The sequence below is a fragment of the Paractinoplanes ovalisporus genome (genome assembly GCF_016834655.1).
Lineage (GTDB): Bacteria > Actinomycetota > Actinomycetes > Mycobacteriales > Micromonosporaceae > Actinoplanes > Actinoplanes ovalisporus.
Genome location: NZ_JAENHP010000002.1, coordinates 651,019 through 677,088, shown reverse-complemented (window position 1 = coordinate 677,088; position 26,070 = coordinate 651,019). Strand labels below are relative to the sequence as shown.

The window sequence follows — 26,070 nt, the reverse complement described above, 5'->3', positions numbered from 1 at the left end:
GAAACGCGTTCCGCTCAGCGGTCCACGGTCCGCTCAGCGGTCTGCGCCTCTCGGCTCCTGGTGATCGGCTTCCTACCGTCCTGGCTATGGAACCCACCACGACGATCCACACGGATCTGGTCATCGTCGGGGCCGGCCCGACCGGCCTCTACGGCGCGTTCTGCGCCGGATTCCGCGGTCTGAGCACCGTCCTGGTGGACGCGCTGCCCCAGGTCGGCGGTCAGATCGCCGCGCTCTACCCCGAGAAGATCGTCCGCGACGTGGCCGGTCTGCCCGGCGTCACCGGCCGTGAGCTGGTCGACGGGCTGGCCGCGCAGGCCGACGCGTTCGGCACCCGCTACCTGCTGGAACGGCAGGCGGTCGGCATCGGGCACGAGGCCGGGCGGCCACAGCTGACGCTCTCGGACGGGACGATCGTCGACGCCGGCGCGGTCGTGCTGACCGCGGGCATCGGCACGTTCACGCCGCGGGCGCTGCCGGCCGGCGAGGAGTTCCTGGGGCGCGGCCTCTCCTACTTCGTACCCGACCTGAGCGCGCACGCCGACCGGGACGTCGTGGTGGTCGGCGGCGGCGACAGCGCCATCGACTGGGCCAACGCGCTCGTGCCGCTGGCCCGCTCGGTCACCGTCGTGCACCGCCGGGCCCGGTTCCGCGCGCACGCCGCGTCGATCACCGAGGCCGAGCTGGCCGGGGTCGTCTTCCGCACCAACTGCGAGGTCTCCGAGCTTCTGGGTGGCGACTGGGTCGAAAAGGTGCGCATCGGGGATGACCTCGTCGAGGCCGGCAGCGTGATCGCCGCGCTGGGGTTCATCTCCGACCTCGGCCCCCTGGCCGACTGGGGGCTCGAGCTGTCCGGCCGCACGATCGTGGTCGACCAGCGCATGCGCACCAACCTGACCGCGGTCTTCGCGGCCGGCGACGTCACCGAATATCCGGGCAAGGTGCGGCTCATGTCGGTCGGCTTCGGCGAGGTCGCCACCGCCGTCAACAACGCCGCGGTCGAGCTCGACCCCGAAGCCTCCCTCTTCCCCGGCCACTCCACCGAAGGAGCCTGACATGCCCTACGTGATCGGCAAGGACTGCGTCGACGTCAACGACCGCGCCTGCATGGACGTCTGCCCGGTCGACTGCATCTACGTCGGCGACCGCAAGAGCTACATCAACGCGGCCGAGTGCATCGACTGCGGCGCCTGCGAGGTGGAGTGCCCGGTCGAGGCCATCTTCGTCGACCGCAAGGCCCGCGGCGACTCCGAGCGCACCGAGTTCGTCGAGGACCAGAAGAACTTCTTCGCCATCGTGCTGCCCGGCCGCGACGCCCCGATCGGCGCTCCCGGTGGCGCCCGCAAGGTCGGCGAACTGGGCGTGGACACCCCGTTCATCTCCGCCTACGACGCCTGATCGGCCGGAGCGTCGAGGGCGTCGAGGGCGGGCTGCAAAGGCGACAGGGCGGTCCGTACGAGGTCGGGCAGTGACCCGGACACGACAACCAGCCCCGGCGTGGTCGTCGGCCGCAGCCACTGGCGCAGGGCGACCCTCGCGGCGGCGGCCACGGCGGCGGCGAGGGCCTGGGCCGCGAGCGGATCGACACCTGGATGCCGCTCGGCGATCGCCTCGGCCAACGGCGCCTCGAGAGTGGTCGCCGTGTCGGCGTAGCAGGCGCGCAGGGCGGCGTTCCCCGTGATCATGGCAAGGGCCTCGGGGCTGCGGCCCGCATGCGTGTAGAAGCGCACCACGGCCTCGCTCAACGGACCGTCGACGGCCGCGAACTGCCCGGTGTGGAGGCCGGCCACGATGGCCTGCTCGCGGCTGGAGAAGTAGTTGTTGTAGGTCCGCGGGGACACCCCCGCGGCCTCGGCGATGTCGTCGACCCGCACGTTCTCCGGGCCGCGCTCCAGCGCCAGCCGCAGGGCGGCCGCGCTCAGCGCCTCCCGGGTCGCCTGTTTCTTCCGCTCACGAAGGCCACCGGTCACCCGCCCATCGTGCCGGATTTAATGCGCGTACGCAAATTTGCGTGCGCGCATCTTTTTGCTACGGTCTCGGGGCATGAGAGCCCACGGCATCGCCTACGACACCGGCTTCGTCCGGGACGGGCGCAACTCCATCGAGCACCTCGACCCCACTCAGGTCCGGCGCGACCTGACCGTCATCCGCGACGACCTGCACTGCGACGCCGTCCACCTGGTCGGCGGCGACCCGGACCGTCTGGAGGCCGCGGCCCGGGTCGCGGCCGAGCTGGGCCTGGAGATCTGGTTCTCGCCCTACCCGCTCGAACTGACCCCCGACGAGATCCGGGCCCTGTTCCGCGACTGCGCCGAGCGGGCCGAACAGATCCGCGCGGGCGGCGCCGAGGTGGTGTTCGTGGCCGGGGTCGAGCTGACCCTGATGAACCACGGCTTCATCGACGGCGACCGGCTCGACGAACGCCTCGGCAACCTCTTCCGCAACCGGGCGCTCATGCCCGGGGCCCGGGCCCGCCTCGACGAGTTCCTGCGGGCCGCCGTGCCCGAGATCCGGCAGCGGTTCCACGGCCGGGTCACGTACGCGGCCATTCCGTTCGAGGGGGTCGACTGGGAGCTGTTCGATGTCGTGACACTGGAGCTGATCCGCTCGGCCGAGGTGGCCGAGCAGTTCCCTGACGCCGTACGGGATCTGACCGCGCAACCCAAGCCCGTAGCCGTCACCGGTTTCGGGTCCGCGACGTGGCGCGGCGCCGGCGACAACGCCCCGCGCAGCATGGAGATCCTCGAGTACGACCCGGCCACCGGCATGCCGTCGCACCTGAACGGCGTCTACGAGCGCGACGAACCGGGCCAGGCGGCCTACATCGGCGAGCTGCTGGACATCTTCGACCGCGGCGGCGTAGACAGTGCCTTCGTCTACATGTTCGCGCTGGCCAACTTCCCGCACCGCCCCGACGGCGACCCCCGCCTCGACCTCGACCTGGCCAGCCCCGGCGTGGTGAAGGTCTTCGACGACGGCACCTGGAAGCCGAAGGCCGCCTTCGCCACCATCGCCGAGTCTTATACAAACCAACGTTTGCACAAACCGTAGTTTGTATTAGGCTGGCCGACGTGACCGATCTTGATTCGGCCTTCGCCGCGCTGGGAGATCCGGTGCGACGGGCCCTGGTGAGCCGCCTCGCCCACGGCGACGCCACGGTGAGCGAGCTGGCCGCGCCGTTCGACCTCACCCAGCAGGCGATCTCGCACCACGTCGGCGTGCTGCGCCGGTGCGGCCTGGTCGAGCAGCGGCGCGAGGGCACCCGGCGGCCCTGCCGGCTGCGGGTCGACCAGCTGGCGCTGCTCGGTGGCTGGGTCGACGAGCAGCGCCGGGTCTGGGACGACCGGCTCGACACCCTCGCCCGCGCCCTGGACGAGGAATCGTGACGGCCGGCGCCGCACGATCCCGGTTCTCCATGCTCTCCCGCGCTCAAGGCGACAAGTCGTGACGGCCGGCGCCGCACGGTCCCGACTCTCGGGTGATCAGCTCATCTCCGAACGCTCACTGCCCGCGTCACCCGAGCGGGTGTGGCGGGCCTTCACGACCCCGGCCGGCATCGCCGCGTTCTGGGGTGGGTCGCACGCCACCGTGCCGGTCGGCTCGGTGGTCGTCGACCTGCGGCCCGGTGGCTCGTTCGCCCTCGACACCCGGGGACCGGGCGGCGGCGGGCGGCGGCTCGAGTTCGTCTACGTGAGCGTGGCCGCACCGCGTGAACTGGTCTTCGACGAGCCGGTCACCGGCCTGCGGACGACCGTGGTGCTGCGCCCCGAGCCCGGCGGCACCCACCTCACCGTGCATCAGCGCAAGCTTCCCCCCGAGCTGCGGACCGCCCAGGCGGCGGACGGGCTCGCGTCCATTCTCGACGCTCTCGCCACTTCTCTGGAGGATCAGTGACTCAGCGCGACCTCGTGACCGAATACTTCGCCGGCTTCCGGGTCAGCGACCACCCGCGCATCCTGGCCACGCTCACCGACGACGTCGAGTGGGTCATCCACGGGCACCGCACCACCCGCGGCAAGGACGAGTTCGACGGCGAGATCGAGAACCCGGCGTTCACCGGGAGCCCCGAGCTCGACGTGCAGCGCGTGTTCGAGGACGGGCCGGTGGTCGTGACGACCGGGGAGGGCCGCGGCGAGAGCGTCGCCCACGGCCCGTTCCGGTTCGCCTTCAACGACCTCTTCACGTTTCGCGACGGGCTCATCGCGCGGGTGGATTCGTACGTCGTACCTCTGCCGTAGCTCTTCTCAGCGGCCCCGGAACTCAGGCTTCCGCTTGTCCAGGAACGACTGCAGGCCCTCGGCGGCGTCCTCGCTCGCGATCACCCGCTGCACCGCGGCCCACTCGACGGCCATCGCGCCGTCCATGTCGAGCGGGGCGCCCTCCAGCATCGAGGTCTTGAGCAGGCCGATGGTGGCGGTCGGCTTCGCCGCCAGCTCCCCGGCCCGCACCGCGACGACCTCGGCGAACTCGTCGTCCGGCACCACCTCGTCGACCAGGCCCAGGTTGAAGGCCTCGGCCGCGGTCAGGCGACGGCCCTCGATCATCAGCAGCTTGGCCCGGTGCAGCCCGAGCAGGCGGGGCAGCCGCTGACTGCCGCCGGCCCCCGGGAACAGGCCCAGCTGCATCTCGGGGAAGCCGAACGAGGCCGAAGCGGCCGCGATGCGCAGATCGCAGGCGAGCGAGAGTTCGGCGCCGCCGCCCAGGGCGTGGCCGTTGAGGGCGGCCACGACCGGCTTGGGCGCGAGTTCGAGCAGGCGCTGCACCTCGATCCAGCGGCGCATCTTCACGTGGTTGTCGAGCGACAGGTCCCGCATCACGGCGATGTCGGCCCCGGCGATGAAGAAGCGGCCCACGCCGGTCAGCACGATGCAGCGTACGGCGGGATCCTCGGAAAGCTTCGGGACCACCTCGAGGAATTCCTCGATGAGCTCCGGGTTGACGGCGTTCGCGGGCGGGCGGTCGATCACGACGGTGGCGACGCCGGCCGCCGTCTCGACGGTGAGGAAGGTCATGGCTCTACTCCAGGACGGTCGGCTCGACGGCGACGTCGCCGAGCAGTTCGGTGAGGACCACACCGGTGTGCTCGCCCAGCAGCGGGGCCGGGCGCTCGACGCGGGCGGGCGTACGGGAAAGGTGGAGGACCGTGCCCTCATGCCGGACCTCGCCGGCCAGCGGATGCCGCAGCACCGGATAGAACCCGCGGGCGGCCAGCTGCGGGTCGAGGTCGGTGAGGTCTTCGCCGGTGCTGACCACGGCGGCCGGGATTCCGTTGGCCTGCAACAGTTCGGCGACCTCGGAGGCGCCGCGCGAGCCGGTCCAGGCGGCCAGCTCGGCGTCGATGCGGTCCTCGTCGGCCTTGCGCTCGGCCAGGGAAAAACCGCTTTCCCGTACGCCGGAGAGCCGCGCCAGACTCCGCCACTGCTCGTCGTTCGTGACCGCGATCGCGACCCACCGGTCCTCGCCCCGGGCCGGGTAGACGCCGTGCGGTGAGCGGGTCGCCATCCGGTGCGGCCAGGCCGGGGTGGCGCCGGTCGCGGGCGTGCCGATCTGCTGCTCCAGGACGGCCGGGCCCATCGAGGCGGCCATCGCTTCGAGCTGGGAGAGGTCGACGAACCCGCCGCGCTCCTCGCGCAGCAGGGCCACGATCGCGAGCACGGCGGCGTTGGCGGCCACCATGTCACCCAGCCCGAACGTGAGGCCCTGCGGGTCGCCGCCCGGGTCGGCGGTCTCGTGCGTGAGGCCGGACATCGCGGCCAGGGTGTCGGCGAACGTGACGGCGTTGCGCCACGGGCCGTCCTGCCCGACACCGGACATCGAAACCGCGATGACACCGGGGTTCTGCTCGGCGAGGGACGCATAGTCGAGGCCCCACTTGGCCATCGTGCCCGGGCTGTAGTTGTCGATGACGACGTCGCACTCGGCGGCGAGCCGGCGGACGATCTCCTGGCCCTCCGGGGTGCGCATGTTCACGGCAATCGACCGCTTGCCCCGGTTGAAGTTGAGGAAGTAGCCGCCGTCGTCGTGCGTGGCGCCCGGACGCAGCCGCATCGAGGGCGCGAACCGGGTCGGATCCTGGCGGTGCTTCGACTCCACCTTGATGACGTCGGCGCCGTGGTCGGCCAGCTGCCTTGTCGCGTACGGGCCGGCCAGCACCCACGTCAGGTCGAGCACGCGCAGGCCGGCTAGTGCCGGCTTCTCCTGGCCGCTTTCCTCGTCGCTTTCTTTGCTGCCGCGCTGGCCGGTCTCCTCGCCGCTTTCTTGGCTGCCGCGCTGGCCCGTCTCCTCGCTGCGGCGGTGCCAGGCTTTCGATCCCGGGGTCGGGGCCGGCAGCTTGACCGCGTAGCCGACGTCGGTCAGCCCGTCCACGTCGATGAAGAAGTCGCGCGCCCGCAGCTGCGGGTTCTCGGCGAGCTGGTCGGCCCGGCTGACCTCGGCCCAGGGCAACGCGCGCCGCCGTCCCTCTTCGCCAAGCGTTTCCGCCGTACGCCGGGAGGCGAACCGGGCCACGATCTCGTCCACGTGCGGGCGGGAATTCCAGCGGTACACGGCGTCGGCGAACTTCTCGTCGGTCAGGTCCTCGGCCTCGCCGACCTCCACCATCCACGCCAGCAGATCGGTCCACATGCGATTGCTGCCCGAATAGCCGCCGGCCGCATAACCGTCGGCGGCCCGGAAGACGCGGTGCGCCACATGGCCGTAGACCCCGCCCGTACGCCGGGGGAAAGCTCCGCCGTGAATCCAGGCGATGGCGCCGGTCTCCAGGGTGGCCGCGACCGCCTGCTGGGCCGACACGTCGATGAGTTGGCCGCCGGCGTTGCGGTCCTTCCCTTCACCGTCGCGGTCCGTCCCCTCGCCGTCGTTTCCGTCACCGCCGTGGTCCACTCCTTCGCTGTCGCGGTCTGTCCCTTCGCCGGCGCCGTCGCTTCCGTGGTCCTTTCTTTCGCTGTCGCGGTCCTTCGCGAGCAGGCCCAGGTAGGCGCCGATGGCCGCGTGGGCGCCCGCGATCTGCAACGCGGATTCGCGGGGCGGCGGCTTGGGCGGGCCATCCGAGCGGCCACCGAGCCAGGTCATGCCACCGGCCGAAGCCGCGATCAGGTCGTCGGCGAGCCAGTCGCGGCGCGGCCCGGTCAGCCCGAACGGGGTCACCACCACGTGAACCAGGCCCGGCCAACGGGATTCGCCATCGGCGGTCAGGCCGCGCAACCCGGATACCGGGCCGCTCTCCACGACGACATCGACCTCGGCGGCCAGGTTGTCGAGAACGCCCGGACCGTCCTCGACGACGCGGGTGCCCGCATACCAATGCAGCTCCGCGGCCCGGTCCAGGGTTCCGGCGGATCGGTCCGGCGTTCCGGCGGCCCGGGCGGCGGTGGGCGGATACGGCACTCGGACGACGTCGGCGCCGAGGCCCACCAGGGCGCGGATCGCCGCCGCTCCGAGTTCGTCGGTCAGGTCCAGGACTCGCACTATCGATCCTTTCCGGCAGAGGGAGAAGCGGGCACGCGCACGGAAGAGGACGACGTGATGCGCCTCAGGTGCTCGAGGTCGACGGCCGCGGCCCTCAGCGCGGGATCGCGCAGGGCGGCCTTGTCGACTTTGGTGGAACCGTTGCGGGGCAACGCATCCAGGATTGCCACATAGCGCGGCCAGGCGTGCCGGGGCAGCCGTTCACGGCACCACGCGTGCACGTCTTCCGGGCTCAGCGAGCGCGCCGGCGGCTCCGCCCGCTCAACGCTCGGCCCGTTTTCCGGCTCAGCGCGCGGCCGTTCCGCCAGCTCAACGCGCGGCCCGTTTTCCGGCTCAGCGCTCGGTGTTGTTGCCGGGACGACCGCGACGAGCAGGTCCTCCTCGGTGAACTCGGAGCTGACCCCGGTCGCGGCTGCCTCGCGGACGCCGGGCATGGCGGCGACGGCCGATTCGACGTCCCAGGCCGAGATGTTCTCGCCCCGGCGGCGGATCACGTCGGAATGCCGGCCGCAGAAGACCAGCCGTCCCCCGTCGTCGAACTTCCCCAGGTCGCCGGTGGCGATCCACTCGGGCGGTGGCCCGTCCACGCCGACGTAACCCAGGGTGCTGATGTGCGGCACGCGGGCACGAACCGTGATGCCGCCGACCTCACCCTGCGGCACGGGCGTCCCGTCGGTGTCGCGCAGCTCGACCTCGTACTCGGGAAGCGGTTGTCCGGCCGTGCCCGGCGTGACCTCACCGAAGCGGTTGGACGTGACGTCGCCGAGTTCGGTGCAGGCGTACGCCTCGACCAGCTCGACGCCGAAGCGTTCGCGGAACTGCCCGGCCAGCCATCGCGGCGCCGGCCCACCGTAGGCGCGGGTGACCCGATGCTGCCGGTCCAGGTCATTTTCCTTGGTACGCAACAGGATCGCCGCCACCGCACCCATGAAGTTGAACGCGGTCACCCCCTCGGCGCGGCACGTGTCCCAGAACGCCGATGCCGAAAACCGTGGCACCGCAAGCAATCGGGCCCGACTGACGAGCGCGGCGAGCAGCCCGGTGTGCCGGATGTTGACGTGGTTCCAGGGAAAGGCGTTGTAGAGAACGTCATCCGGGCCGTACCCCATCGAGTCGCATACCCGTCGCGCATGCCGGACCCCGGCGAAATGCGGCAGCAGCACGCCTTTCGGCCGTCCCGTGGTGCCCGAGGTGCTCAGCACAAGCGCGGGATCACCGGGCGCGGGCAGGCGAGGCATGGGCCCCGGGCGCAGCTCGTCGAACGTCCCCAGACCGCCGCCGTCGTCCACTGTGAACACGAGCGGGGCCAACCGGGCCAGTCCCGGGTTGGCGGCGAGGGCGGCCGTCCCGACCAGAGCAACGCGATGCCCGCCCGCTCGCGTAACCCCTCGCGTGTCTCCGAGCCCGTTGCCGGGCGTGTCCTCGGGCCTGCCTCCGGGCCCCGCTCCGGGCGTGTCGAGGGCGACGGGCACCTCGACGCGTCCGGCCCGGGCTACTCCCGCGACGGCCGTCGCCAGGGCCGCGCCGGGACGCAGGCACGTGATCACCGTTTCGCCGGCCGCGAGGCCGAGCTGAGGCGAGGCCAGAAGCCGGGCGACCCGCTCGGCCCCGTGGAGCAGGTCGCCGGCCGTGATGCTCTCGCGCTCGAAGGTCGCCACGACGCGCCCCGGATCGAGGGCCGCGCGCCGCACAAGAACGTCGACCAGCGTCTCCGGCGGCCCGGGGAACGCCGCCGACCCCCGCCGCCCGGTCATCGCTTTCCTCCGCTCGTTCGCCGGCGCCGCCGACCCGTCCCCCGGTTCCACTCGCCCGGCCACCGGTTCCACCAACGCGGCCTTCTCCCGCGGTTCGGCTCGCCCGGCCACCGGTTCCACCGACACTGCCTTCTCCCGCGGTTCGGCTCGCCCGGCCACCGGTTCCACCAACGCGGCCTTCTCCCGCGGTTCGACTCGCCCGGCAACCGGTTCCACCAACGCGACTGGAAGTCCCGTACGCCCGCCCGCTGGCTCCGCTCGCCCGACGACCGGCTTCCGGCGGCCGGCCATCGGGTTGGTTCGCCCGATCACCGGGCGAGGTTGACCCATACGCCCTTGGTCTCGGTGAACTCGTCGAGGGCGTACGTCCCCATCTCGCGACCCCAGCCGGAGAGGCCGAAGCCACCCCACGGCGCGCCCGGGTCGATGAGCGGCAGCTGGTTGACGAAGACCGTGCCGGCGTGGATGCGCGCGGCGAGCCGGTGGGCCGAGGTGAGGTCCTGCGTCCACAGCACCGCGGCCAGGCCGTAGTCGGTGTCGTTGGCGCGGGCGATGACCTCGTCCTCGTCCTCGTAGCTGAAGATCGACAGCACCGGCCCGAAGATCTCCTCACGGGCGATGGTCATGTCGTCCCGTACGCCGGAGAAGACGGTCGGGGTGAAGAAGTAGCCGTCGTCCAGGCCGGCGCCCGACGCGCGGGTGCCGCCGGTGACGAGCTGAGCGCCCTGCTCGACGCCGCCGTTGACATAGCCGGTGACCCGGTCCAGTTGCTCCTGCGAGACCAGCGGGCCGAGCACGGTGTCGGCGTCCAGACCCGGGCCGATCTTGAGGGTCTGCGCGGCCGCCGCGATCTTCTCGGTGAACTCGTCGGCCCGCTTGGCGTCGACGTAGAAGCGGGTGTACGCCCCACAGGCCTGCCCGGTGTTGAACAGCGCGCCCTGCAGGTTCCCCATCACGGCGGCGTCGATGTCGGTGCCCCGGGTGATGATGCTCGGCGCCTTGCCGCCCAGTTCGAGGCTGACCCGCTTGAGGTCGGCCGCGGCCGCCCCGGCGATCTGCTGGCCGACCTCGGTCGAGCCGGTGAACGAGATCTTGTTGACGCCCCGGTGCGCGACCAGGGCCTTGCCGACCTCCGGGCCACCGGTCAGCACGTTGACGACTCCGGCCGGGATGCCCGCCTCGAGGCAGAGCGCGCCCAGCCGCAACGTGCTCAGAGGTGTCTGCTCGGCCGGCTTGAGCACCACGGTGTTGCCGGTGGCCAGGGCCGGGGCGAGCTTCCAGGCGGCGATCGCGAACGGGAAGTTCCACGGCGTGATCAGCCCGACCACGCCGAGCGGCTCGCGCCGGGTGTAGTGCAGCGTGTCCGGCACCGACACCGACGACAGCTTGCCCTCGATCTTGGTGGCCCAGCCCGCGTAGTAGCGGAACACCTGCGCCGCCAGCGTCACGTTGACGCCGGTGGTGAGGCTGATCGGCATACCCTGGTCGCGGGTCTCCAGCTCGGCCAGCGCGGCGGCGTCCCGCTCGATCAGGTCGGCGACCTTCCAGAGCAGCCGCCCCCGGGCGTCCGGCGAGAGGTCGCGCCAGGCCGGGTCCTCGAACGCGGCCCGGGCCGCCGCCACCGCCGCGTCGACGTCGGCGCTCGCCGCTTCGGCGAACTCGGCCAGCTTGACCCCGCTGGAGGGATCAAAGGTCTCGCTGAGCTGCCCCGACGCCGCCGGAACCCACTCACCGGCAATCAGAAGCTGTTCGGCCACGGTGCCCTCCCTTGTCGGCACGTACGCCCGTGCCTTCTCAAGGCCCCGATCGTCGGACCGTCCCCCAGGAGGGTCAACGCGTTCGGACCGCCCACCGGACCACCCCGTCAGGGCACGGGGTCAGCCGGTCCAGCCGGATCATGGGTTCGGTCATCGGATCCCCGGGCCCACCTCCGCCAAGCCAGGACCACCCACCGGACCACCGCGATAGGCCCACCCCACTCCCCCGGTCCAGAATCCCCGCATGGGAGCTGTGTTGATCACCGGCGGCACCAGCGGGATAGGCCTGGCCGTGGCGACGGCCCTGATTGCGCAGGGCCGCCCCGTAGCCGTGATGGGCCGCGACGCCGCCCGCTGCGAGGCCGCCCGGGCCACCCTGGGCGCCGCCGCGCTCGCGTCGCCCGTGGGCCCCCTATCCAGCGCCGCGCCGGCCGGGAGAGCGCCGATTGGTGGCGCGTCAGCCGGTGGCGCCTCAGCCCAGGAAGCACCGGCCGGTGGCGCACCGGCCCGGGGAGCGTCGGCTGGCGGCGCCTCAGCCAGGGAAACGCCGTTCACGGACGCACTGGTCGTCGCGGGCGACACCACCGACGCCGGCGCGCTGGCCGAGCTGGCCGCCGAGGCCGAACACCGCTGGGGATCGGTCGACGGCTTGGTCACAGCGGCCGGCCGTCTGGCCCGAGGCAGCCTGACGACGCTCACCGACGCCGACTTCCGCGCAGCCTGGGAAACCAACGTCATGGGCACCTGGCTGGCGATCCGAACCGTAGCCCCCGCCATGACCACCCGAGGCCACGGCCGCATCGTCACCATCGGCTCGGTGCTGGGTTCAACCGGCGCCCCCGAACGGGCCGGTTACGCCGCCACCAAGGGCGCCGTAGCCGCCCTGACCCGCTCGCTGGCCCTGGAGCTGGCCGGCACCGGAGTCACCATCAACTGCGTAGCTCCCGGCCCCGTTCGCACCCCCATGAACGTCAACGACGCCACCACCGACGCCGCAGCCCAGGCCGCGTTCACCGCCAAGGTCCCGGTAGGCCGCTGGGGCACCCCGGACGAGGTAGCGCACGCGGTCATCACCCTGCTCGACCCCGCAAGCAGCTTCACCACAGGCAGCGTCTGGCACGTGGACGGCGGCTACACCGCGCAGTAGGCTTAAGCGACGTTTGCCCAGTTCACAGGGGCCCACCCTACCGGGGGTCCCCCACCCAGCACCCATTCTATCGAGTGGGGCCGATCTCGCGGTGGGCCCGACGGGCGCGCTGTGGACAGGCCAAGAATGTGGATAACTTCTACGCGGCCCGGCCTTGTGCTATGACGGTGACCCCCACGGGACCCCACAGCGCGACTACCACGCGAACATGGTGAAGGCCCCCTCCCCGCGTACGGGAAAGGGGCCCTCGGACAAACCAGAACAGCCGGTCGGAACTAACGAACAGCCGGACGGATCAGAAGATCAGGTTGAACTGGTTCCAGCCCGTGCCGATGTTGATGTTGGTGGACGGGTCGATCCAGCTGCCCTTGCCGTTGCCTCGGTAGAGCTTCAGCTCGCCGGCCGCGTTGCGCGCGATGACGTCGGTGAAACCGTCGCCGTTGAAGTCGCCCGGGGAGAAGATCTGGTTGAACTGGTTCCAGCCGGTGCCGACCGTGTCGGGGTTGGTGCCGTTGAGCCAGCCGCCCTTGCCGTTGCCGCGGTAGAGCTTCAGCTCGCCCGCCGAGTTGCGGCCGATGACGTCGGGGAAGCCGTCGCCGGTGAAGTCGCCGGGCGAGAAGATCAGCGAGAACTGGTTCCAGCCCGACCCGACCTCGATGTTGCTCGACGGGTCGATCCACGAACCCTTGCCGTTGCCCCGGTACATCAGCAGCTTGCCGGCCGTGTTGCGGGCGATGACGTCGACGAAACCGTCGCCGTTGAAGTCGCCCGGCGAGAAGATCGCCGTGAACGAGCTCCAGCCGTTGCCGATCGTGGTCGGGGTCGAGGAGATCCAGCCGCCCTTGCCGTTGCTGCGGTAGAGCTTGATGTCGCCGGCCGAGTTGCGGCCCGCGACGTCGAGCGCGCCGTCGCCGGTGAAGTCGCCGACCGGGAACACGTGGTTGTACTGCTGCCAGCCCGACCCGACCTCGATGTTGGTCGACGGGTCGATCCACGAGCCCTTGTTGTTGCCCCGGTAGAGCTTGAGCTCACCGGCCGGGTTGCGCCCGATCACGTCGGCCCAGCCGTCGCTGTTGAAGTCGTTGCGCCACGGGTCGAGCGGGTAGTTCACCGGGTCGTGGCCGGGGTCGGTGACCTCGACCGGGCCGTCGGTGATGGTCAGGTCGTCGATGAGGCCGCGGAAGCCGCCCGCGTTGCGCGGCTGGTCGTAACCGACGACCACCGTGGTGACCTGCTTGTCGGCCAGGCTGCCGAGCGGCACCACGACCTGGTTCCAGCGGTCGGCGACCAGCTTGCTGCACTGGAAGGCCGGGTGGACGCGGACGCCGTTCTGGTCGGTCAGCTGCGAGTCGCGCAGGGTGCTGCCGTCGCTGAAGACGAGGTCGACCGACACGCAGGTGCTGTTGCGGGTCTTGATCTCGGGGCGGGCGGCGGTGCTCTGCGGATAGATCCAGTACGACAGTTTCGTCGAGGGCTTCACCGCGATCCGGCTCACCGTCATCGACTTGAGGTACGCGTACGAGGAAAGGGTGTTGACGTCGGTGCCCGAGTAGACGAGCGCGGCCGTCCCGGTGTGGCCGGCCCCGGAGGCGACGGCGACCGTCGGGCTGGTGACGTTGCTGACGCTGCCGGTGACCGGGGTCGTGGGCTGCACGTCGGCCGTCTCGAAGCCGGTGGCCAGGTCGAGGTCGAACTGTCCGACGCGGACGAAGTCGTTGAGTTCGGTCGGCGTGCCGGTCAGGGCCCGGGTCGCGTACCAGGCCAGGTTGAGGTCGCCGTTGGTGGTCGCGGTCGCCTTGATCTGCAGGGCGAGGGCGCGGTCGGCCTGGTAGGCGCGTTCGAGCGCGATCGCGATGTCGCGGTCCTTGGCGGCGTGGATGCCGGTCTCGATGAACGTCTTCCACGCGCCCGGGTCGTTGCTGCGGGCGGCGGCGACGGCCGCGGCCTGCACCTCGGTGCCGTCGGGAGCGAAGTTCCAGACCTCGGTGACGAAGTCGCGGTCGGGCAGGTTGAGCAGCTGCTCGGTGACGGTCATCCCGATCCGGTTGGCGGCCAGCTTCTTGGCCGCGCGGGCCCGCTCCAGAGCCTTCTCGGCCTCGGTCTTGGCCTCGTCGGCGGCGATCCGGTCGTCGACGTCCTGTCCGGCGGCGACGGCCATCCCGGTCGCGATGAACGCGCGCCGGTCTTCGTCACTGCCGTCGCGGGCCGCCCGCGCCGCTGCCTTGACCTTGGGCCACTTGGCGTCGTCGGCAACCCTTTCCCAGATCAGCCGTACGAAGTCAGCGTCGCTCCCGTTGAGCAGCGCCGCGTCGGCCACCACGTCGATGCTGGCCGCGGCCGCGCTGCGGGCCAGGTCGCTCTGCCGCTTGGCCTCGGCCTCCTGCCGCTCGCGCTCGACGTCGCGGTCGAACGCGGCGAAGACGCCGGTGGTGATGAACTGCGCCGAGGCGTCGTCCTCGCCGGCCGAGAACGCCAGCTCGGCGGCCGCGCGCACCTCGAGGTAGTCACTGTTGTTCTTGACGTGGTTCCAGATCGCGATGACGAAGTCGCGGTCGGGCAGCTCGATCAGCGCGAAGTCGTCGCCGCGGCCGAACTTCACCGCGACGGCGAGCTTCTGCTCGTAGGTGGCGGCGGCGATGGCCTGGACCGCGGCGGCCGGCCGGGGCACGGCCTGCGCCGTACCCGGAACCGTCACCAGAAATGTGGCGACAAGTCCGGCGCTAAGGAGCAAAGACCTGTTTTTGGGCAGCATGGAGTCGGTGTTCCCCCGTGATTAGTTCGATCGAAATCGATTCGGAGAGAGGGTAACGGATCGACCAGCGTCAGGATGCCCCGATGTCGCGGGGGCGCATGCCGGCACCAGGGCGCTGTTTCCTAGGCTGACGGGGTGACTGATCTCGACGAGACCACCGTGCAGCCCGACGTCATCTCCACGCACTACCTGGCCGGCATCGACGAGGTGACCGAGCACCTGCGGGCCGCCAACCAGCTGGGCCTCGGCGTCCGCGTGCGCAGCTACCTCGAGGCCGACGAGGAGGGCGAGGAGCTGGTCGAGCGCTGGGAGGTCGAGCTGCTGACCTCGTCGCCGATCCACGAGGAGGAGACCGCCGAGCCGTCCGAGCCGGAGGCTGCGTTCCCGGCCGAGTAGACACGACGGGGAGGCGGCCGAGCCGGAGATCACAGCGCCGGCCGAGTAATCGGGGCCCCGCGAGCGGACACGGCCTCCCTATCCTGGGCCGATGTCCGCTCCCCCCAAGATCGTCGCCTGGCGGCCGGTGCTCGCCGTGGTCCTGCCCGTCGTGGCGGTGATCCTGCTGGCGTCGTCGCTGCTCGACCTGTGGCCCGGCGAGGGCCACCTGGTGATCGTCGACGGGGTCGCGGAAAACCTCGACAGCGGCCCCCTGGCCTGGGCCGAGCTCGCCCTCACGGTGATGCTGTGGCTGGTCGGGCTGGTCGCCGGCGCGTGGACGGCGGTCCGTGGCGTCGGGCCGGTCGAGGCTCTGGGGCAGGGCGTCAAGCATCTGCCCTGGTTCGTGACCGGCCTGATCACCGCCGGCGGGGCCACCTTCCTCGCGATGTGGGCGCCCTTCGTCGTCGCGCCGGGGCCGATCGGGCTGGTGCTGAGCGTCTCGATCCTGCTGGCGGCGGTGTTCCTCACGGCCCGGTTGCTGATCTCCGGGGTCGACCGGGCTGTCGGCGGCTCCGGACGGGACGTGACCTGGGGCGAGACCGCGCTGTTCCTGCTGGGCGGCATACTCGGGCCGGCGCTCTTTGCGTGGGGCGCCGGGTTCATCCCGTACGTGGGAACCGCTCTTTCGATGACCGTCGCGCTCACCCTGCAGGCAGTGCTGGCGGCGCGCCCCCACACCCGGGAGGAAGCCCACGGGACCAGGGCCCGGATCTGGCCCGGCGCCGCCCTGATCGCGTTCGCCGTCGCCGTCTCGGCCGGGCTGGTCGTGGTGAACCCGTCCGGCGCGCCCCAGGTCCGTACGCACGATCGCGGACCCGCCACCGCGACCGCGGTCGTATGGCCGGCCGGACAGCATCCGGTCATCGTCACCAGCCCGGGCGTCTGGTACTGCGACGACGACCTGTGCCGGAGCTTCACCAACGTCAACGGCGGCCCGCCCACGACGGACGGCTACAGCCGCGTCGTCATCGCCGCCGACGGGACGGTGGTCAAGGCCCGGCTCAGCGGCGGACCGGACAAGGGCGGGCCGTTCGTGCACTACGCGCGGTGCACACGCGACGGCTGCCGCGAGGCGTGGCTGCCGGTCCGGGCCTCGGCCAAGGAGAAGCTGAGCCCGATGGTCGAGGCCGAGGTGGCCGGGGCTTCCGCGCCCGACGGCTCGCTCTGGTTCTTCGTGGCCGCCCCGGTCGAGGGCGGCCAGTACGGGCGTTACCGGTTCTCGCTGATCCGATGCGCCGACGTCGCCTGCTCGAAGCCGCAACGCCATCAGGTCGGCGTCACCGACCGTACGCCGGAGGACGGCTACCAGAACGGCACCCGCGCGAGCCTCACGGTCGGTGCCGACGGGCGCCCGGCGGCGACGTTCTGGGTGGGGCATTCCCTGTACCGGTACGGCTGCGAGCCGGTCACCTGCGCCTCCCCGAAGCACACGGCCGACGTCGCCCCGCCCGAGCCGGACTCGCTGAACGCGACCACCGTCGTCGGTTCCACCACGTACGAGGCCACGGCCGTGCCCGCCCCGGCACCGGGCTTCCACCTGACGATCGGCGAGTCCAGGAAGTACTGGCGCCAGATGGTGTCGCGATGCGTGGACGGCGACTGCGTGAGCTCGCCCATGGACGCCTACGAGGGTGACGTACGCCGTCCGCTGCTCGCCGTCGCCGAGGACGGTCGTGTCCTGGTCGTCCGCGAGGACCGTGTCGTCCTGCTGGAGAAGCCGCTCGGCTAACCCTTGCGGTGGATCGTGTAGTGCAGCACCAGGAACGGCAGGCCGTAGAGCGAGAACGCGTGCTCGGCCCGCAGCTCGCCGTCCTCGACGTAGACGTCCAGCTGTTCGGTGAAGCCGTGCACCTCCAGGGTGGTCAGCTCGCGGGTCTGCGGGTCGACGTAGCTCAGGTAGTGGCCCGGGTGGGCCAGGTCGCTGCGACTGGTCAGCACGAGACCGCCACCGGGCCGGGGCAGCGGCAGCAGCGTGGCCGTGAAGCTGCCCTGCGGCACCGGGAAGCCGACGCTCACGTAACCCCGGTCGTCGTGCCGGTACGTCGTGTAGATGCCCACATAGATCGGCTCGTCGGTGTCGGCGAACGAGCGGATCCACCCCCGTACGCCGATGAGGTCGGTGCCCTCGGGTGTGATGGTGTCGATGCGGCTGCGCACGCCGCGCAGGGTCTCGCGCTGGTTCATGGGCACGTTGGCCTGCCCCAGCGGACGCGCCACGAACGTGCGGTAGAGCAGGTAGCCCGGGCGCACCCAGGGCCGCCACTCGGGCACGATGTCGAGCCGGAACCGGGTGGTGTGCTCATAGAACTCGCGCACCGCCGGATCGACCACCGCCGGGTCGAACTGCGGCCCGGCCAGGTCGTCGAGCGAGGCCAGGATCCCGACGTCGGCGGCGTCGGCCCGGTAGCTGCCGCCGATCGTCTCGGCCAGCCCGCGCACGTAGTCGGTGCCGACGTATCCCCCGCGCGCCTCCAGCGGCACCACGAACGGCAGATCCTCGGCTCGGGCCCGCTCGGCCAGCAGCCCCACCTGGGGGTCGCGGAACAGCACGGCCGACACCACCCGGAAACCGACCACCGCGGTCGCGGCGACCGCGGCCGGTGAAGCGTCGCGACCACCGGCCAGACGCCAGGCCGCGCCCACGGCGGCGCCGACGACCGGGCCGAGCGCCACCTTCTGCGGCCGCAGACCGAGCGCGCCCGCGACCGCCCCGGCGATCAGACCGACCCGCACCGGGTCACCCCCGAGGAGCCGGCCCGCCGGGGCCGCGATGGCCCCGCTCATCACCACCCGCGACCACCACGGCGGAACCTCGTTGGGCCGCTGCCGGGCACGAGCCACCAGTTCGGTGGAGGCGAGCAGCGCCGCGCCGGGCGCGACACCCCGGCGCCCGCCGAGCGCCGCCCCGGCCAGCGCCCCCACCGCCGCCGCGAAGACAACCCCGGCGGCCCGCTTCCCCGAATCCGTCATGCGGCGAACGCTAGCAAGCTCCGCCGAGCTGCCGGGCCAGCCACCGGGTGCGGGTCAGCCGGGCCGCTACGGACAGGGCGGCCGTCGGGAACAGCGCGTCGAAGCCGTGGAAACCGCCGTTCCAGACGTGCAGGTCGGCCGAGCCGCCGGCCGCCCAGATCCGGCTCGCGTAGTCCACGTCCTCGTCGCGGAAGACCTCCTCCGAACCCGCGTCGATGTAGGCCGGAGGCAGGTCGCTCAGGTCGGCGGCGAGCGCGGGTGAGACGTACGGGGAAACCTCGCTCCGGACATCGCCGAGCAGGCACCGCCAGGCGAACTCGTTCATCTCGCGGGTCCAGACCCCCGGACCGCCGGAGAACTGGCGGCTCGACGGGGTGCGGTTGCGGTGGTCGAGCATCGGCCCGATCAGCACCTGAGCGGCGATCGGCACGGTGCCACGGTCGCGGGCCATCAACGTCACCCCGGCCGCGAGCCCGCCACCCGCGCTGGCCCCGGCCACGACGACGCGTCCGGGGTCGATGCCGAGTTCCGCGGCGTGCTCGGCGATCCACAACAGACCGGCGTAGCAGTCGTCAACCGGACCCGTACCCTGGGTCTCGGGCGCGAGACGGTAGTCGACCGAGACCACGACGGCGCCGAACTCCGTCAGCCATTCGAGCGGGATGTCGATCTGCGAGTAGCGGTTGCCCATCACCATGCCGCCGCCGTGGATCCAGTAGACGCACGGCGCGTTCACCGGCGCCGGACCGGCCGGGCGCAGGATCGTCAGCGGGACCGGCCCGGTGATCTCGCGCTGGTCGACCGTGGGCGCGGCGACAAACTCCGGCGCGGCGAACGGGCGGATCTGCGCGAGCGTGCCGGCGTCGAGTCGCGGCATGAGGGGCATGTCGGCCAGCCGGGCCTTGAGTTCGGGGTCGAGGGCCATCTCAGAACGCCGCCTTTCCGCCGGCCGGAACCTCGTCGCTGTACTGCGATTCGCCGTCGAGCAGCGGCTGCAGCTCGGCGACCAGGGCCTGTGCGGGCGCGGTGGCGAAGAAGGCGGCGTGCGCCTCGGGGGTCGTCCAACCCTCGGTGACGTGGACGACATCGGGGTCGCCGGCCGAGCGGCCGACCAGGAAGACGACGCAGTCGGGATGGGTCAGCGACGGCGCGTCGAGGAGCAGCGCCACCAGCTTGTCGCCGAGGCCGGGCCGGGCCGTCATCGTGGCGTGGAAACCGTGCGTCACACTCATCTGATTCTCCTACGGCTGTTGTGGCGGTAGAACAATCATCGGCGCTCCATCAGCGCGAACGTTACGGCGATCCTCTCGACCTCTTGCACAATCGTGCCGATCAAGCGTCCATCGCAGCGCGGTTCGTCGTGCGGGTCAGGACCAGGCCGCCGACCGGGCGCGGGGTCAGCAGGACGAGCAGCGGCACCAGGATCGAGGCGCCGAGCACCACCATCGAGAAGGTCGCCGGGTAGTCGCGCTCCCAGAGCTGCCAGGTGCCGATCAGGCCGTGCAGGATCGCGGGCGCCCACATCGTGCGGCCCCCGCTCTCCCACAGCCAGGCCAGCGGCACGCAGGTGACGGCCGCGCTGAGCACGGCCATCGTCCCGACCGCCCAGCCGTTGCCGATCAGCAGCGGCACGTGGGTGACCGCGATCAGCGGCATCGACCACGCCACCGCCCGCCAGAACGGCCGCGACCGGCGCAACCACCCGAACGCGAACCCGCGCCACACCAGTTCCTCGGCCAGGCCGTGGAACACCAGCACCCCGGCCAGCACGAGCGGCCAGCCGGGCCGCAGGCGCAGGTCGACGCCGAGCAGCGCGGCACCGGCCAGATAGGAGCCGAGCACGGCCGACCCGGCCGCCGTGGCCACCAGGCAGGCGCGGACCGCCGGCCGGCCCAGCCCGAGCAGGGCCGGTAAGCGGCGCAGCGGCTGCCACCAGCCGATCGTGATGACGGCGGCGGCCGCGGCCAGGGCGGCCAGGGCGGCCAGCGGCCGGGGTGGCGAGGTGGCCAGCCGGTCGAGGACGAACCAGGCGGCCAGGAACGTCACGGCGAAGCGGAGCGTCCGGAGGTTCACTTCGGCACCGTCAGCTCGGCCAGGTTCATGGCCAGCCGCCGCTGCACCCGTGGGGAACGGCCGACGACGCTGAGCGCGGTGTTGCGGGCCGCGCGGAGCACGGGATTGCGGACGGTGGCGGCCCGCGTGAGCCGGTCCGTGGTCGCGACCACCTGGGCCGCCACCGGGCGGCGGGCGGTCTCGTAGGCGTCCAGGCTCGCCGGGTCGCCGGCGGCCAAGGCTCGGGCCAGCGCCACCGCGTCCTGGATGCCGGTGTTCATGCCCTGGCCGCCGGCCGGGCTGTGCACGTGGGCGGCGTCTCCGGCCAGGAAGACCGGGCCCTGGCGGTAGTGGTCGGCCAGGCGGTGGTGGACCCGGAACCGCGAGCTCCACCCGACCGAGGTCACCCGCCCGGCCACGGCCGGCAGCCGCTGGATGTCGGCCAGGGTGGGCTGCTCGGGCGCCTCGTCCACGGTGGCCACGATGCGGTAGCGGTCGCCGGGCAGGGGCGCCACCACCACCAGGCCGTCCGGCGAGAAGAACAGGTTGACCTGATCGCGCGGGTGGGGCCAGGTCATCGTCACGTCGGCCAGCACGAACGACTCGGCGTAGCGGTCGCCGGCGAAGCCGATGCCGGACTGCTCGCGGACGGCGCTGTGCATGCCGTCGCAGCCGGCCAGGAAGCGGGCGCGGATCTCGTGGACGGTGCCGTCGGGGCCGGTGACCTTGGCCGTGACCCCCTCGCCGGAGGAGCCGTCGTGCTCGAACCCGGTGAGCCGGTGGCCCCAGTGCACCTCGCCGCCGGCCGCGGCCAGGTGAGCGGCGAGAACCTGCTCGGTGTCGTTCTGCGGGAGCATCAGCGTGTACGGGAACTTCGTGGGCAGCCCGCCGAACGGCACCCGCAGCAGGACCCGGTCGCGGTCACGGATCGTGAAGGTGGGCACGACGATGCCCCGGCGGCACAGCTCGGCGCTGACCCCGAGTTCGTCGAGGACTTCCAGCGTACGGGCGTGGATGACCGCGGCCCGCGAGGTGTTGGCGCCGCGGTCGGCCTGGTCGAGCAGCACGAAGCCGAGTCCGCGGGCGGCCAGCGCGGCGGCCAGGGTCAGGCCGGTGGGTCCGGCTCCGGCGATGAGGACGTCGGTGCGGGTGGGCAGAGTGTTCACAGGTAGCTCCAGAAGGCGGCGAGGAACAGCAGGAAGGCGATCCACGTGATGACGGCGCGGATCCAGTTCAGGGCGAAGTAGCGGCGGCGGACGGCCCGCCAGTCGTCCGGCAGCGCGGCCGGGTCCCAGGCGAGGATGACGTCGTAGTTGGGCTCGGCCAGCCGGCTCGAGATCAGCAGCGGGCCGATCACGGTCAGGGCCAGGCCGGTGCCGGTCAGCCACGGCGGGGCCCCGCCGATCAGGGCGATCACCGGCGCGACGACCAGGCCGATGACGAGCAGATAGTTGGTCGGCGACTTGCGGGCCACCGGCAGGAACCGGCGCAGCTCGGCGGCGAAACCGGCACCGTCCTGGGCGGCGTAGATGGGATGCAGGATCGTGGTCAGGGTCAGCAGCAGGCCGGACCACAGGCCGGCGCAGACGACCGACAGGGCCAGGCCGATCTCGGCGAGCATGGGGACCCTCCTAGGGCGTGTCGAGCCTCTCTATGCGGATGGCGACGGTGGTCGCGGCGACGTAGGGGGGCAGCTGGCGCAGCGCCGCCGGTCCGTCCGGGGCCGTGGTCTGCCACCAGACCTCGTGGCCGCCGGTGCGGCACGAACTGAGCGCGCCGGCGTGCCGCAGCGGGCTCGGGAAACCGCGGAACGCGGCGAACACCACCCCGCAGTCGTCGGCGGCGTGTCGGTTGTGGAGCAGGAAACGCGGCACGGGATCGAGCCTCGTCACCGTCGCGCGCGACGACATCGGGGTGCGACCCTGATCCGGTGGAGCATGACCATGGGCTGGTCGGGCGCGGCACCGAGCTGGAGGCGCTCGGCGCGCTGCTGACCGGCGCCGGGGCGCGGACGGTGGTGATCGCCGGGGAGCCGGGCATCGGCAAGAGCCGCATGCTGGCCGAGCTGGGGCGGATGGCCGACGCCCGGGGCATGCTGGTGCTCAACGGCAGCGCCTCCGAGTTCGAGCGCGACCTGCCGTTCTGGCTGTTCGTCGACGCGCTCGACGAATATCTGCGGGCGGCCCGGCCCGAGCTGGACGACGAGACGCGGGCCGAGCTGGCCCATCTGCTGCCGTCGTGGCCGGCGCCGGCCCGTGAGACGCACGGCGACCCGCGCTACCGGGCGCACCGGGCGATGCGCCGGGTGCTGGAGGTGCTGGCCGCCGAGACGCCGACGGTGCTGCTGCTCGACGACCTGCACTGGGCCGACGAGGGGTCGGTCGAGCTGATCTGCGCGCTGCTGCGGCGGCCCCCGGCAGCGCCGGTGCTGCTCGGGCTGGCGATGCGGCCCCGCCAGACCGCCGGGCGCCTGACCGCCGCGCTGCAACGGGCCGCACCGGTGCGCCTCGACCTGGGGCCGCTCACCCCGGAAGACGTACGGGAGCTCCTGGGCCCGGGGAACACGGAGGCGGCGCGGCTGCACGCCGAGAGCGGCGGCAACCCGTTCTATCTGACCCAGCTCGCGCGGGCCGGCCGCAAGACCGTCGGACGGTCCACCGAGGACGCGGTGTCGACTGCGATGTCCGACGAGCTCGCGTTGCTCGACCGCGACCTGCGCCGGGTGCTGGAGGGCGCCGCCGTGGCCGGCGACCCGTTCCTGCTCGATCTGGTCGCGGTGGCCGCCGAACGTGACGAGCCCGAGGTCGCCGAGGCCCTCGACGCGCTGCTGGACCGCGATCTCGTACGCCCCACCGAGGCGCCGCGCCGGTTCCGGTTCCGGCATCCGCTGTTGCGCCGGGCCGTCTACGAGTCGGCGCCGCGCGCCTGGCGGGTCGGCGCCCACGAACGGCTGGGCCGGGCGCTGGCCGAGCGGGGTGTGCCCCCGGCCGGACGCGCCCACCACGTCGTGCAGGCGGCGCGGCCGGGTGATCCGGAGGCGGTCGCGCTGCTGCGCGCGGCCGGTGACGACGTGCTGCTGCGGGCGCCCGGGGAGGCCGCCCGCTGGTACCGCGACGCCATCGGCCTGGCGCCGGACTCCGCCGGGTTGTGGACCGCCCTCGGCCAGGCGCTGGGCGCGACCGGCCGGCTCGAAGAGGCCCGCGAGGCTTTCGTACGGGCCCTCGCGCTGTTGCCGGACGACCGGATCGCCGTCCGGGTCGCGGTGACCGCCGACTGCGCCGGCATCGAGCACGCGCTCGGCCACCACGACGCCGCCCATCGCCGCCTGACGGCCGTCCTGGAGAGCCTCGGGGAGGCGCCGTCGGCCGAGGCCGCCCTGCTGATGAGCGCGATCGCGCAGGACCACCTGTTCCGCCTGGAGTTCACGCCCGCCCTCGAGTGGGCCCGCCGGGCGCGGGCGACGGCCGGTCGGCTGGACGATCCCCGGCTCGTCGCCGAGACGGCCATGCGCCTGGGTTTCAGCACCGCGTTCGCGGGCGGCACGGCCGAGGCGACCGCCGCCTGCGCCGAGGCGGCGGCCCTGCTCGACGCGCAGACCGACGAGCAGATCGGGCACTCCCCCGAGCCGGTCGTGGCCCAGCTGGCGGCGGCCGAGCTGCTGTGCGGCCGGCTCGCGGACGCCACCCGGCACGCCGAGCGGGCCCTCGGTGTGGTGCGCCACCACGTCCCGGTGATGTTCTGGGCCGGCCTGGTGCGGGCCGCGCTGGGCCGGCTCCCGGAGGCCGCCGCCCTGCTCGACGAGGCGATCGACGTCGCCCGCTCGTCCGGCAACCGGTCGCTGCTGGGCTGGGTCCTGATGGCCCGCTCCTCGGTGGCGGCGAGCGGCGGCGACGCGGGCACGGCGCTGGTGCTGGCCCGCGAGAGCGTGGAGGCGCACAACGACCCGGAGAAGAGCCTGCCCGGGGTGTGGTCACGGCTCACGCTGGCCGCGGCCCTGGCCGAGTCGGGCGAGTTCGCCGCGGCCGAGCGGCTGGTCGTTCCCGACCTCGACGCGCTGCCGGCCCCTCTGCGACCGGCGGCCCGGGCGCTGGTCGTGCGGTGCCGCCTGGCCGCCGGGCGCGTCGCCGAGGCGGCCGATCTGGAACCCGGCAGCGCGGCCGTGGCTCTCGCGCAGGGCCGCTTCCGGGAGGCGGCGGAGCTGGCGCTGGCCGAGGCCGGGAACGGCACCGTGCTGGAGGAGGCGGCCGCCCGTTTCCTGGCCGCGCGGGCGCTGGCCGAGGCGGGCGACACCGAGGCCGCCGTCCGCATGCTGCAGCTGGTGTGCGACCTGTACGAGCGGTGCGGCGCGCCCCGCCGGCGGGCCGAGGCCGAGCGGCTGATGCGGCGGCTCGGTCATCGGCGGGTGCACCACCGCAGCGCGCCCGCCTCCGGGCTGGCCGGGCTGACCGGGCGCGAGCTGGAGATCGCGCGGCTGGTCGCGGACCGGCGGACCAACGCCGAGATCGCCGAGGAGCTGTTCCTGAGCCGCAAGACGGTCGAGACCCACCTGCGCAACCTGTTCCACAAGCTGTCGGTGACCTCCCGGGTCGAGGTCGCCCGCGCGGTGGAGCGGCACGACCGCGACGCACCCTGATCCGGCCCCGCTCAGGGTGCGGCCCCGATGTCGCCGGCCGCCGCCGGGCGGACAGTGACGACCATGAACTCACGTCTGCTCGTCGGCGCCTCCGCGGTGCTGTTCTCGGTCGTCTATCTCGTCTCCGACGTCGTCGAACTGGCCCAGGGCGGCTTCTCCCCGTTCCAGCTGGCCCTCACGTACGCCGCCGAGGCCGCCCTGCCGCTGTTCGTTCTTGGCTTGTACGCGCGGCAACGCCCCGGGATCGGCGCGCTCGGGTTGGCCGGGGCGGTCGGATACGCCTACGCGTACGTCTTCTTCACCGGCACGGTCCTCTACGCGATCGTCGAGCGCACCCCCGACTGGGACACGCTCTCGGACCGGCTCGGCGCGTGGATCGGCGTGCACTCCGCGCTCATGGTCGTGGCCGGGATCGCGTTCGGCGTGGCGGTCGCGCGGGCCGGGGTGCTGCCCCGCTGGACCGGCGTCACCCTGATCGTCGGCATGCTGCTGATGGCCCTGACCCCGCTGATGCCCGCCGTGCTGCAGGTCGGCGCGGCGGGCGTACGGGACCTGGCTTTCGCTTCGATGGGGTGGGCGGTGCTGCGCTCAGGGCACCACGGTGACCGGCCAGCGGCCGCAGCGCACCAGCTTCGAGCCCAGTGAACCGGCGATGCGGTGCAGGGCCTGGGTCGAGCGGCCCACGATGACGGCGTCGGCGCGCACCTCGTGGGCCACGTCGATGATTTCCGCGTACGGCTCACCGGTGCGCACGAGCAGGCGGGCCTCGACCTCGATCTCGGGCAGCCGCTCGACGAACATGCTGCGCAGCTCCTTCTCCACCGCGTCCTGCGTGTCGATCACCGTGGCGACCGCCCCGCCGGTGTCGGCAAGGGGCAGAAGAGCGGACGGGTGCGTACGGACATAGAGCGCGACCAGCTTGCTGCCCTGGCGCCGGGCCAGGCCCGCGGCGTATGCGGCCGCCCGCAGCGAGGACGTGGAACCGTCGATGCCCACCAGGATCGTGCCCGGCCCGTCCTTCATGACCCACACGCCTTTACTGAACGCTTGGTGTTCAATTATCCGAAGTGTATCGTGACGGTAATCGTTCAGCAATGTTT

25 protein-coding genes are annotated in these 26,070 nt (G+C 72.4%); 11 read left to right on the top strand and 14 right to left on the bottom strand.

Translation table 11 applies throughout. The features are described 5' to 3' along the window. The first annotated feature begins 86 nt into the window (after window positions 1–86). Window positions 87–1,055, top strand: coding sequence for an NAD(P)/FAD-dependent oxidoreductase (locus JIG36_RS09155; RefSeq protein WP_236046194.1), 969 nt, complete (start codon window positions 87–89; stop codon window positions 1,053–1,055). A gap of 1 nt (window position 1,056) precedes the next feature. Then, on the top strand, window positions 1,057–1,398 hold the full coding sequence (locus tag JIG36_RS09150; RefSeq protein WP_203375577.1) for a ferredoxin family protein: 342 nt from the start codon (window positions 1,057–1,059) through the stop codon (window positions 1,396–1,398). On the opposite strand, the gene JIG36_RS09145 is transcribed toward JIG36_RS09150, so the two are convergent. Then, on the bottom strand, window positions 1,386–1,970 hold the full coding sequence (locus tag JIG36_RS09145; RefSeq protein ID WP_203375576.1) for a TetR/AcrR family transcriptional regulator: 585 nt from the start codon (window positions 1,968–1,970) through the stop codon (window positions 1,386–1,388). The two genes, JIG36_RS09150 and JIG36_RS09145, sit on opposite strands and share 13 nt — an antisense overlap. 73 nt (window positions 1,971–2,043) lie before the next feature. On the opposite strand from JIG36_RS09145, the gene JIG36_RS09140 reads away from it, so the two are divergent. From JIG36_RS09140 to JIG36_RS09125, 4 genes are read left to right on the top strand one after another with little or no spacing between them, the layout of a single operon-like run. After that, a complete protein-coding gene (locus tag JIG36_RS09140; protein ID WP_203375575.1) occupies window positions 2,044–3,051 on the top strand; it encodes a hypothetical protein in 1,008 nt (335 codons plus the stop codon). 20 nt (window positions 3,052–3,071) lie between these two features. Further along, window positions 3,072–3,386, top strand: a complete 315-nt coding sequence (locus JIG36_RS09135; protein WP_307872634.1) for an ArsR/SmtB family transcription factor — start codon at window positions 3,072–3,074, stop codon at window positions 3,384–3,386. Between the two features lie 58 nt (window positions 3,387–3,444). Beyond that, on the top strand, window positions 3,445–3,894 hold the full coding sequence (locus JIG36_RS09130; RefSeq protein WP_203375574.1) for an SRPBCC family protein: 450 nt from the start codon (window positions 3,445–3,447) through the stop codon (window positions 3,892–3,894). Next, entirely contained in the window at window positions 3,891–4,238 is a 348-nt protein-coding gene (locus JIG36_RS09125; protein WP_203375573.1) for a nuclear transport factor 2 family protein, read from the top strand. Before JIG36_RS09130 ends, JIG36_RS09125 begins: the two co-directional genes overlap by 4 nt. A 6-nt stretch (window positions 4,239–4,244) precedes the next feature. On the opposite strand, the gene JIG36_RS09120 is transcribed toward JIG36_RS09125, so the two are convergent. The 4 genes from JIG36_RS09120 to JIG36_RS09105 form a co-directional block, all read right to left on the bottom strand. Continuing rightward, on the bottom strand, window positions 4,245–5,012 hold the full coding sequence (locus JIG36_RS09120) for an enoyl-CoA hydratase/isomerase family protein (RefSeq protein WP_203375572.1): 768 nt from the start codon (window positions 5,010–5,012) through the stop codon (window positions 4,245–4,247). Between the two features lie 4 nt (window positions 5,013–5,016). Beyond that, window positions 5,017–7,467, bottom strand: a complete 2,451-nt coding sequence (locus JIG36_RS09115; RefSeq protein ID WP_203375571.1) for a CaiB/BaiF CoA-transferase family protein — start codon at window positions 7,465–7,467, stop codon at window positions 5,017–5,019. After that, a complete protein-coding gene (locus tag JIG36_RS09110; protein ID WP_203375570.1) occupies window positions 7,467–9,221 on the bottom strand; it encodes a class I adenylate-forming enzyme family protein in 1,755 nt (584 codons plus the stop codon). Before JIG36_RS09110 ends, JIG36_RS09115 begins: the two co-directional genes overlap by 1 nt. A gap of 308 nt (window positions 9,222–9,529) precedes the next feature. Further along, window positions 9,530–10,978 (bottom strand): aldehyde dehydrogenase family protein, encoded by a 1,449-nt coding sequence (locus JIG36_RS09105; RefSeq protein WP_307872633.1) that lies wholly within the window; start codon window positions 10,976–10,978, stop codon window positions 9,530–9,532. Between the two features lie 244 nt (window positions 10,979–11,222). On the opposite strand from JIG36_RS09105, the gene JIG36_RS09100 reads away from it, so the two are divergent. Further along, complete coding sequence (locus tag JIG36_RS09100) at window positions 11,223–12,125, top strand: SDR family NAD(P)-dependent oxidoreductase (protein WP_203375568.1); 903 nt, start codon at window positions 11,223–11,225, stop codon at window positions 12,123–12,125. A gap of 295 nt (window positions 12,126–12,420) precedes the next feature. Here JIG36_RS09100 and JIG36_RS53950 read toward each other — a convergent pair whose 3' ends face one another. Next, on the bottom strand, window positions 12,421–14,820 hold the full coding sequence (locus JIG36_RS53950) for an FG-GAP-like repeat-containing protein (RefSeq protein WP_203375567.1): 2,400 nt from the start codon (window positions 14,818–14,820) through the stop codon (window positions 12,421–12,423). Window positions 14,821–15,012: 192 nt separating this feature from the next. Here JIG36_RS53950 and JIG36_RS09090 point away from each other — a divergent pair, with 192 nt between their 5' ends. Both JIG36_RS09090 and JIG36_RS09085 read left to right on the top strand, forming a co-directional pair. Then, entirely contained in the window at window positions 15,013–15,273 is a 261-nt protein-coding gene (locus JIG36_RS09090) for a hypothetical protein (RefSeq protein ID WP_203375566.1), read from the top strand. A gap of 91 nt (window positions 15,274–15,364) precedes the next feature. Next, complete coding sequence (locus JIG36_RS09085; RefSeq protein WP_203375565.1) at window positions 15,365–17,044, top strand: hypothetical protein; 1,680 nt, start codon at window positions 15,365–15,367, stop codon at window positions 17,042–17,044. Here JIG36_RS09085 and JIG36_RS09080 read toward each other — a convergent pair. The 7 genes from JIG36_RS09080 to JIG36_RS09050 form a co-directional block, all read right to left on the bottom strand. After that, on the bottom strand, window positions 17,041–18,285 hold the full coding sequence (locus JIG36_RS09080; RefSeq protein WP_203375564.1) for a hypothetical protein: 1,245 nt from the start codon (window positions 18,283–18,285) through the stop codon (window positions 17,041–17,043). The two genes, JIG36_RS09085 and JIG36_RS09080, sit on opposite strands and share 4 nt — an antisense overlap. A 10-nt stretch (window positions 18,286–18,295) precedes the next feature. After that, entirely contained in the window at window positions 18,296–19,210 is a 915-nt protein-coding gene (locus JIG36_RS09075; RefSeq protein WP_203375563.1) for an alpha/beta hydrolase, read from the bottom strand. A 1-nt stretch (window position 19,211) separates the two neighbouring features. Then, window positions 19,212–19,517, bottom strand: a complete 306-nt coding sequence (locus JIG36_RS09070; protein WP_203375562.1) for a putative quinol monooxygenase — start codon at window positions 19,515–19,517, stop codon at window positions 19,212–19,214. A 100-nt stretch (window positions 19,518–19,617) separates the two neighbouring features. Beyond that, window positions 19,618–20,358 (bottom strand): CPBP family intramembrane glutamic endopeptidase, encoded by a 741-nt coding sequence (locus JIG36_RS53945; RefSeq protein WP_203375561.1) that lies wholly within the window; start codon window positions 20,356–20,358, stop codon window positions 19,618–19,620. Continuing rightward, complete coding sequence (locus tag JIG36_RS09060) at window positions 20,355–21,503, bottom strand: FAD-dependent monooxygenase (RefSeq protein ID WP_307872632.1); 1,149 nt, start codon at window positions 21,501–21,503, stop codon at window positions 20,355–20,357. Before JIG36_RS09060 ends, JIG36_RS53945 begins: the two co-directional genes overlap by 4 nt. Further along, window positions 21,500–21,958: a hypothetical protein gene (locus JIG36_RS09055; RefSeq protein WP_203375560.1), complete on the bottom strand. Its 459-nt coding sequence runs from the start codon at window positions 21,956–21,958 to the stop codon at window positions 21,500–21,502. Before JIG36_RS09055 ends, JIG36_RS09060 begins: the two co-directional genes overlap by 4 nt. A gap of 10 nt (window positions 21,959–21,968) precedes the next feature. Next, window positions 21,969–22,247, bottom strand: coding sequence for a hypothetical protein (locus tag JIG36_RS09050; protein WP_236046193.1), 279 nt, complete (start codon window positions 22,245–22,247; stop codon window positions 21,969–21,971). Between the two features lie 20 nt (window positions 22,248–22,267). Between JIG36_RS09050 and JIG36_RS09045 the strand changes: the two genes are divergently transcribed. Together JIG36_RS09045 and JIG36_RS09040 are read left to right on the top strand one after the other, a co-directional pair. Further along, a complete protein-coding gene (locus tag JIG36_RS09045; RefSeq protein ID WP_203375558.1) occupies window positions 22,268–24,970 on the top strand; it encodes an ATP-binding protein in 2,703 nt (900 codons plus the stop codon). A 63-nt stretch (window positions 24,971–25,033) separates the two neighbouring features. Further along, entirely contained in the window at window positions 25,034–25,615 is a 582-nt protein-coding gene (locus JIG36_RS09040; RefSeq protein ID WP_203375557.1) for a hypothetical protein, read from the top strand. Here JIG36_RS09040 and JIG36_RS09035 read toward each other — a convergent pair. Continuing rightward, a complete protein-coding gene (locus JIG36_RS09035; protein ID WP_203375556.1) occupies window positions 25,559–25,993 on the bottom strand; it encodes a universal stress protein in 435 nt (144 codons plus the stop codon). The two genes, JIG36_RS09040 and JIG36_RS09035, sit on opposite strands and share 57 nt — an antisense overlap. Window positions 25,994–26,070 lie beyond the last annotated feature (77 nt).

Excerpts from the sequence above, each read along its gene's own strand:
- JIG36_RS09120 (WP_203375572.1), bottom strand. The coding sequence starts at position 5,012 with ATGACCTTCCTCACCGTCGAGACGGCGGCCGGCGTCGCCACCGTCGTG.
- JIG36_RS09155 (WP_236046194.1), top strand. The coding sequence starts at position 87 with ATGGAACCCACCACGACGATCCACACGGATCTGGTCATCGTCGGGGCC.
- JIG36_RS09080 (WP_203375564.1), bottom strand. The coding sequence starts at position 18,285 with ATGACGGATTCGGGGAAGCGGGCCGCCGGGGTTGTCTTCGCGGCGGCG.
- JIG36_RS09070 (WP_203375562.1), bottom strand. The coding sequence starts at position 19,517 with ATGAGTGTGACGCACGGTTTCCACGCCACGATGACGGCCCGGCCCGGC.
- JIG36_RS09110 (WP_203375570.1), bottom strand. The coding sequence starts at position 9,221 with ATGACCGGGCGGCGGGGGTCGGCGGCGTTCCCCGGGCCGCCGGAGACG.
- JIG36_RS09050 (WP_236046193.1), bottom strand. The coding sequence starts at position 22,247 with ATGTCGTCGCGCGCGACGGTGACGAGGCTCGATCCCGTGCCGCGTTTC.
- JIG36_RS09055 (WP_203375560.1), bottom strand. The coding sequence starts at position 21,958 with ATGCTCGCCGAGATCGGCCTGGCCCTGTCGGTCGTCTGCGCCGGCCTG.
- JIG36_RS09100 (WP_203375568.1), top strand. The coding sequence starts at position 11,223 with ATGGGAGCTGTGTTGATCACCGGCGGCACCAGCGGGATAGGCCTGGCC.
- JIG36_RS09035 (WP_203375556.1), bottom strand. The coding sequence starts at position 25,993 with ATGAAGGACGGGCCGGGCACGATCCTGGTGGGCATCGACGGTTCCACG.
- JIG36_RS09075 (WP_203375563.1), bottom strand. The coding sequence starts at position 19,210 with ATGGCCCTCGACCCCGAACTCAAGGCCCGGCTGGCCGACATGCCCCTC.
- JIG36_RS09150 (WP_203375577.1), top strand. The coding sequence starts at position 1,057 with ATGCCCTACGTGATCGGCAAGGACTGCGTCGACGTCAACGACCGCGCC.
- JIG36_RS09140 (WP_203375575.1), top strand. The coding sequence starts at position 2,044 with ATGAGAGCCCACGGCATCGCCTACGACACCGGCTTCGTCCGGGACGGG.
- JIG36_RS09085 (WP_203375565.1), top strand. The coding sequence starts at position 15,365 with ATGTCCGCTCCCCCCAAGATCGTCGCCTGGCGGCCGGTGCTCGCCGTG.
- JIG36_RS09040 (WP_203375557.1), top strand. The coding sequence starts at position 25,034 with ATGAACTCACGTCTGCTCGTCGGCGCCTCCGCGGTGCTGTTCTCGGTC.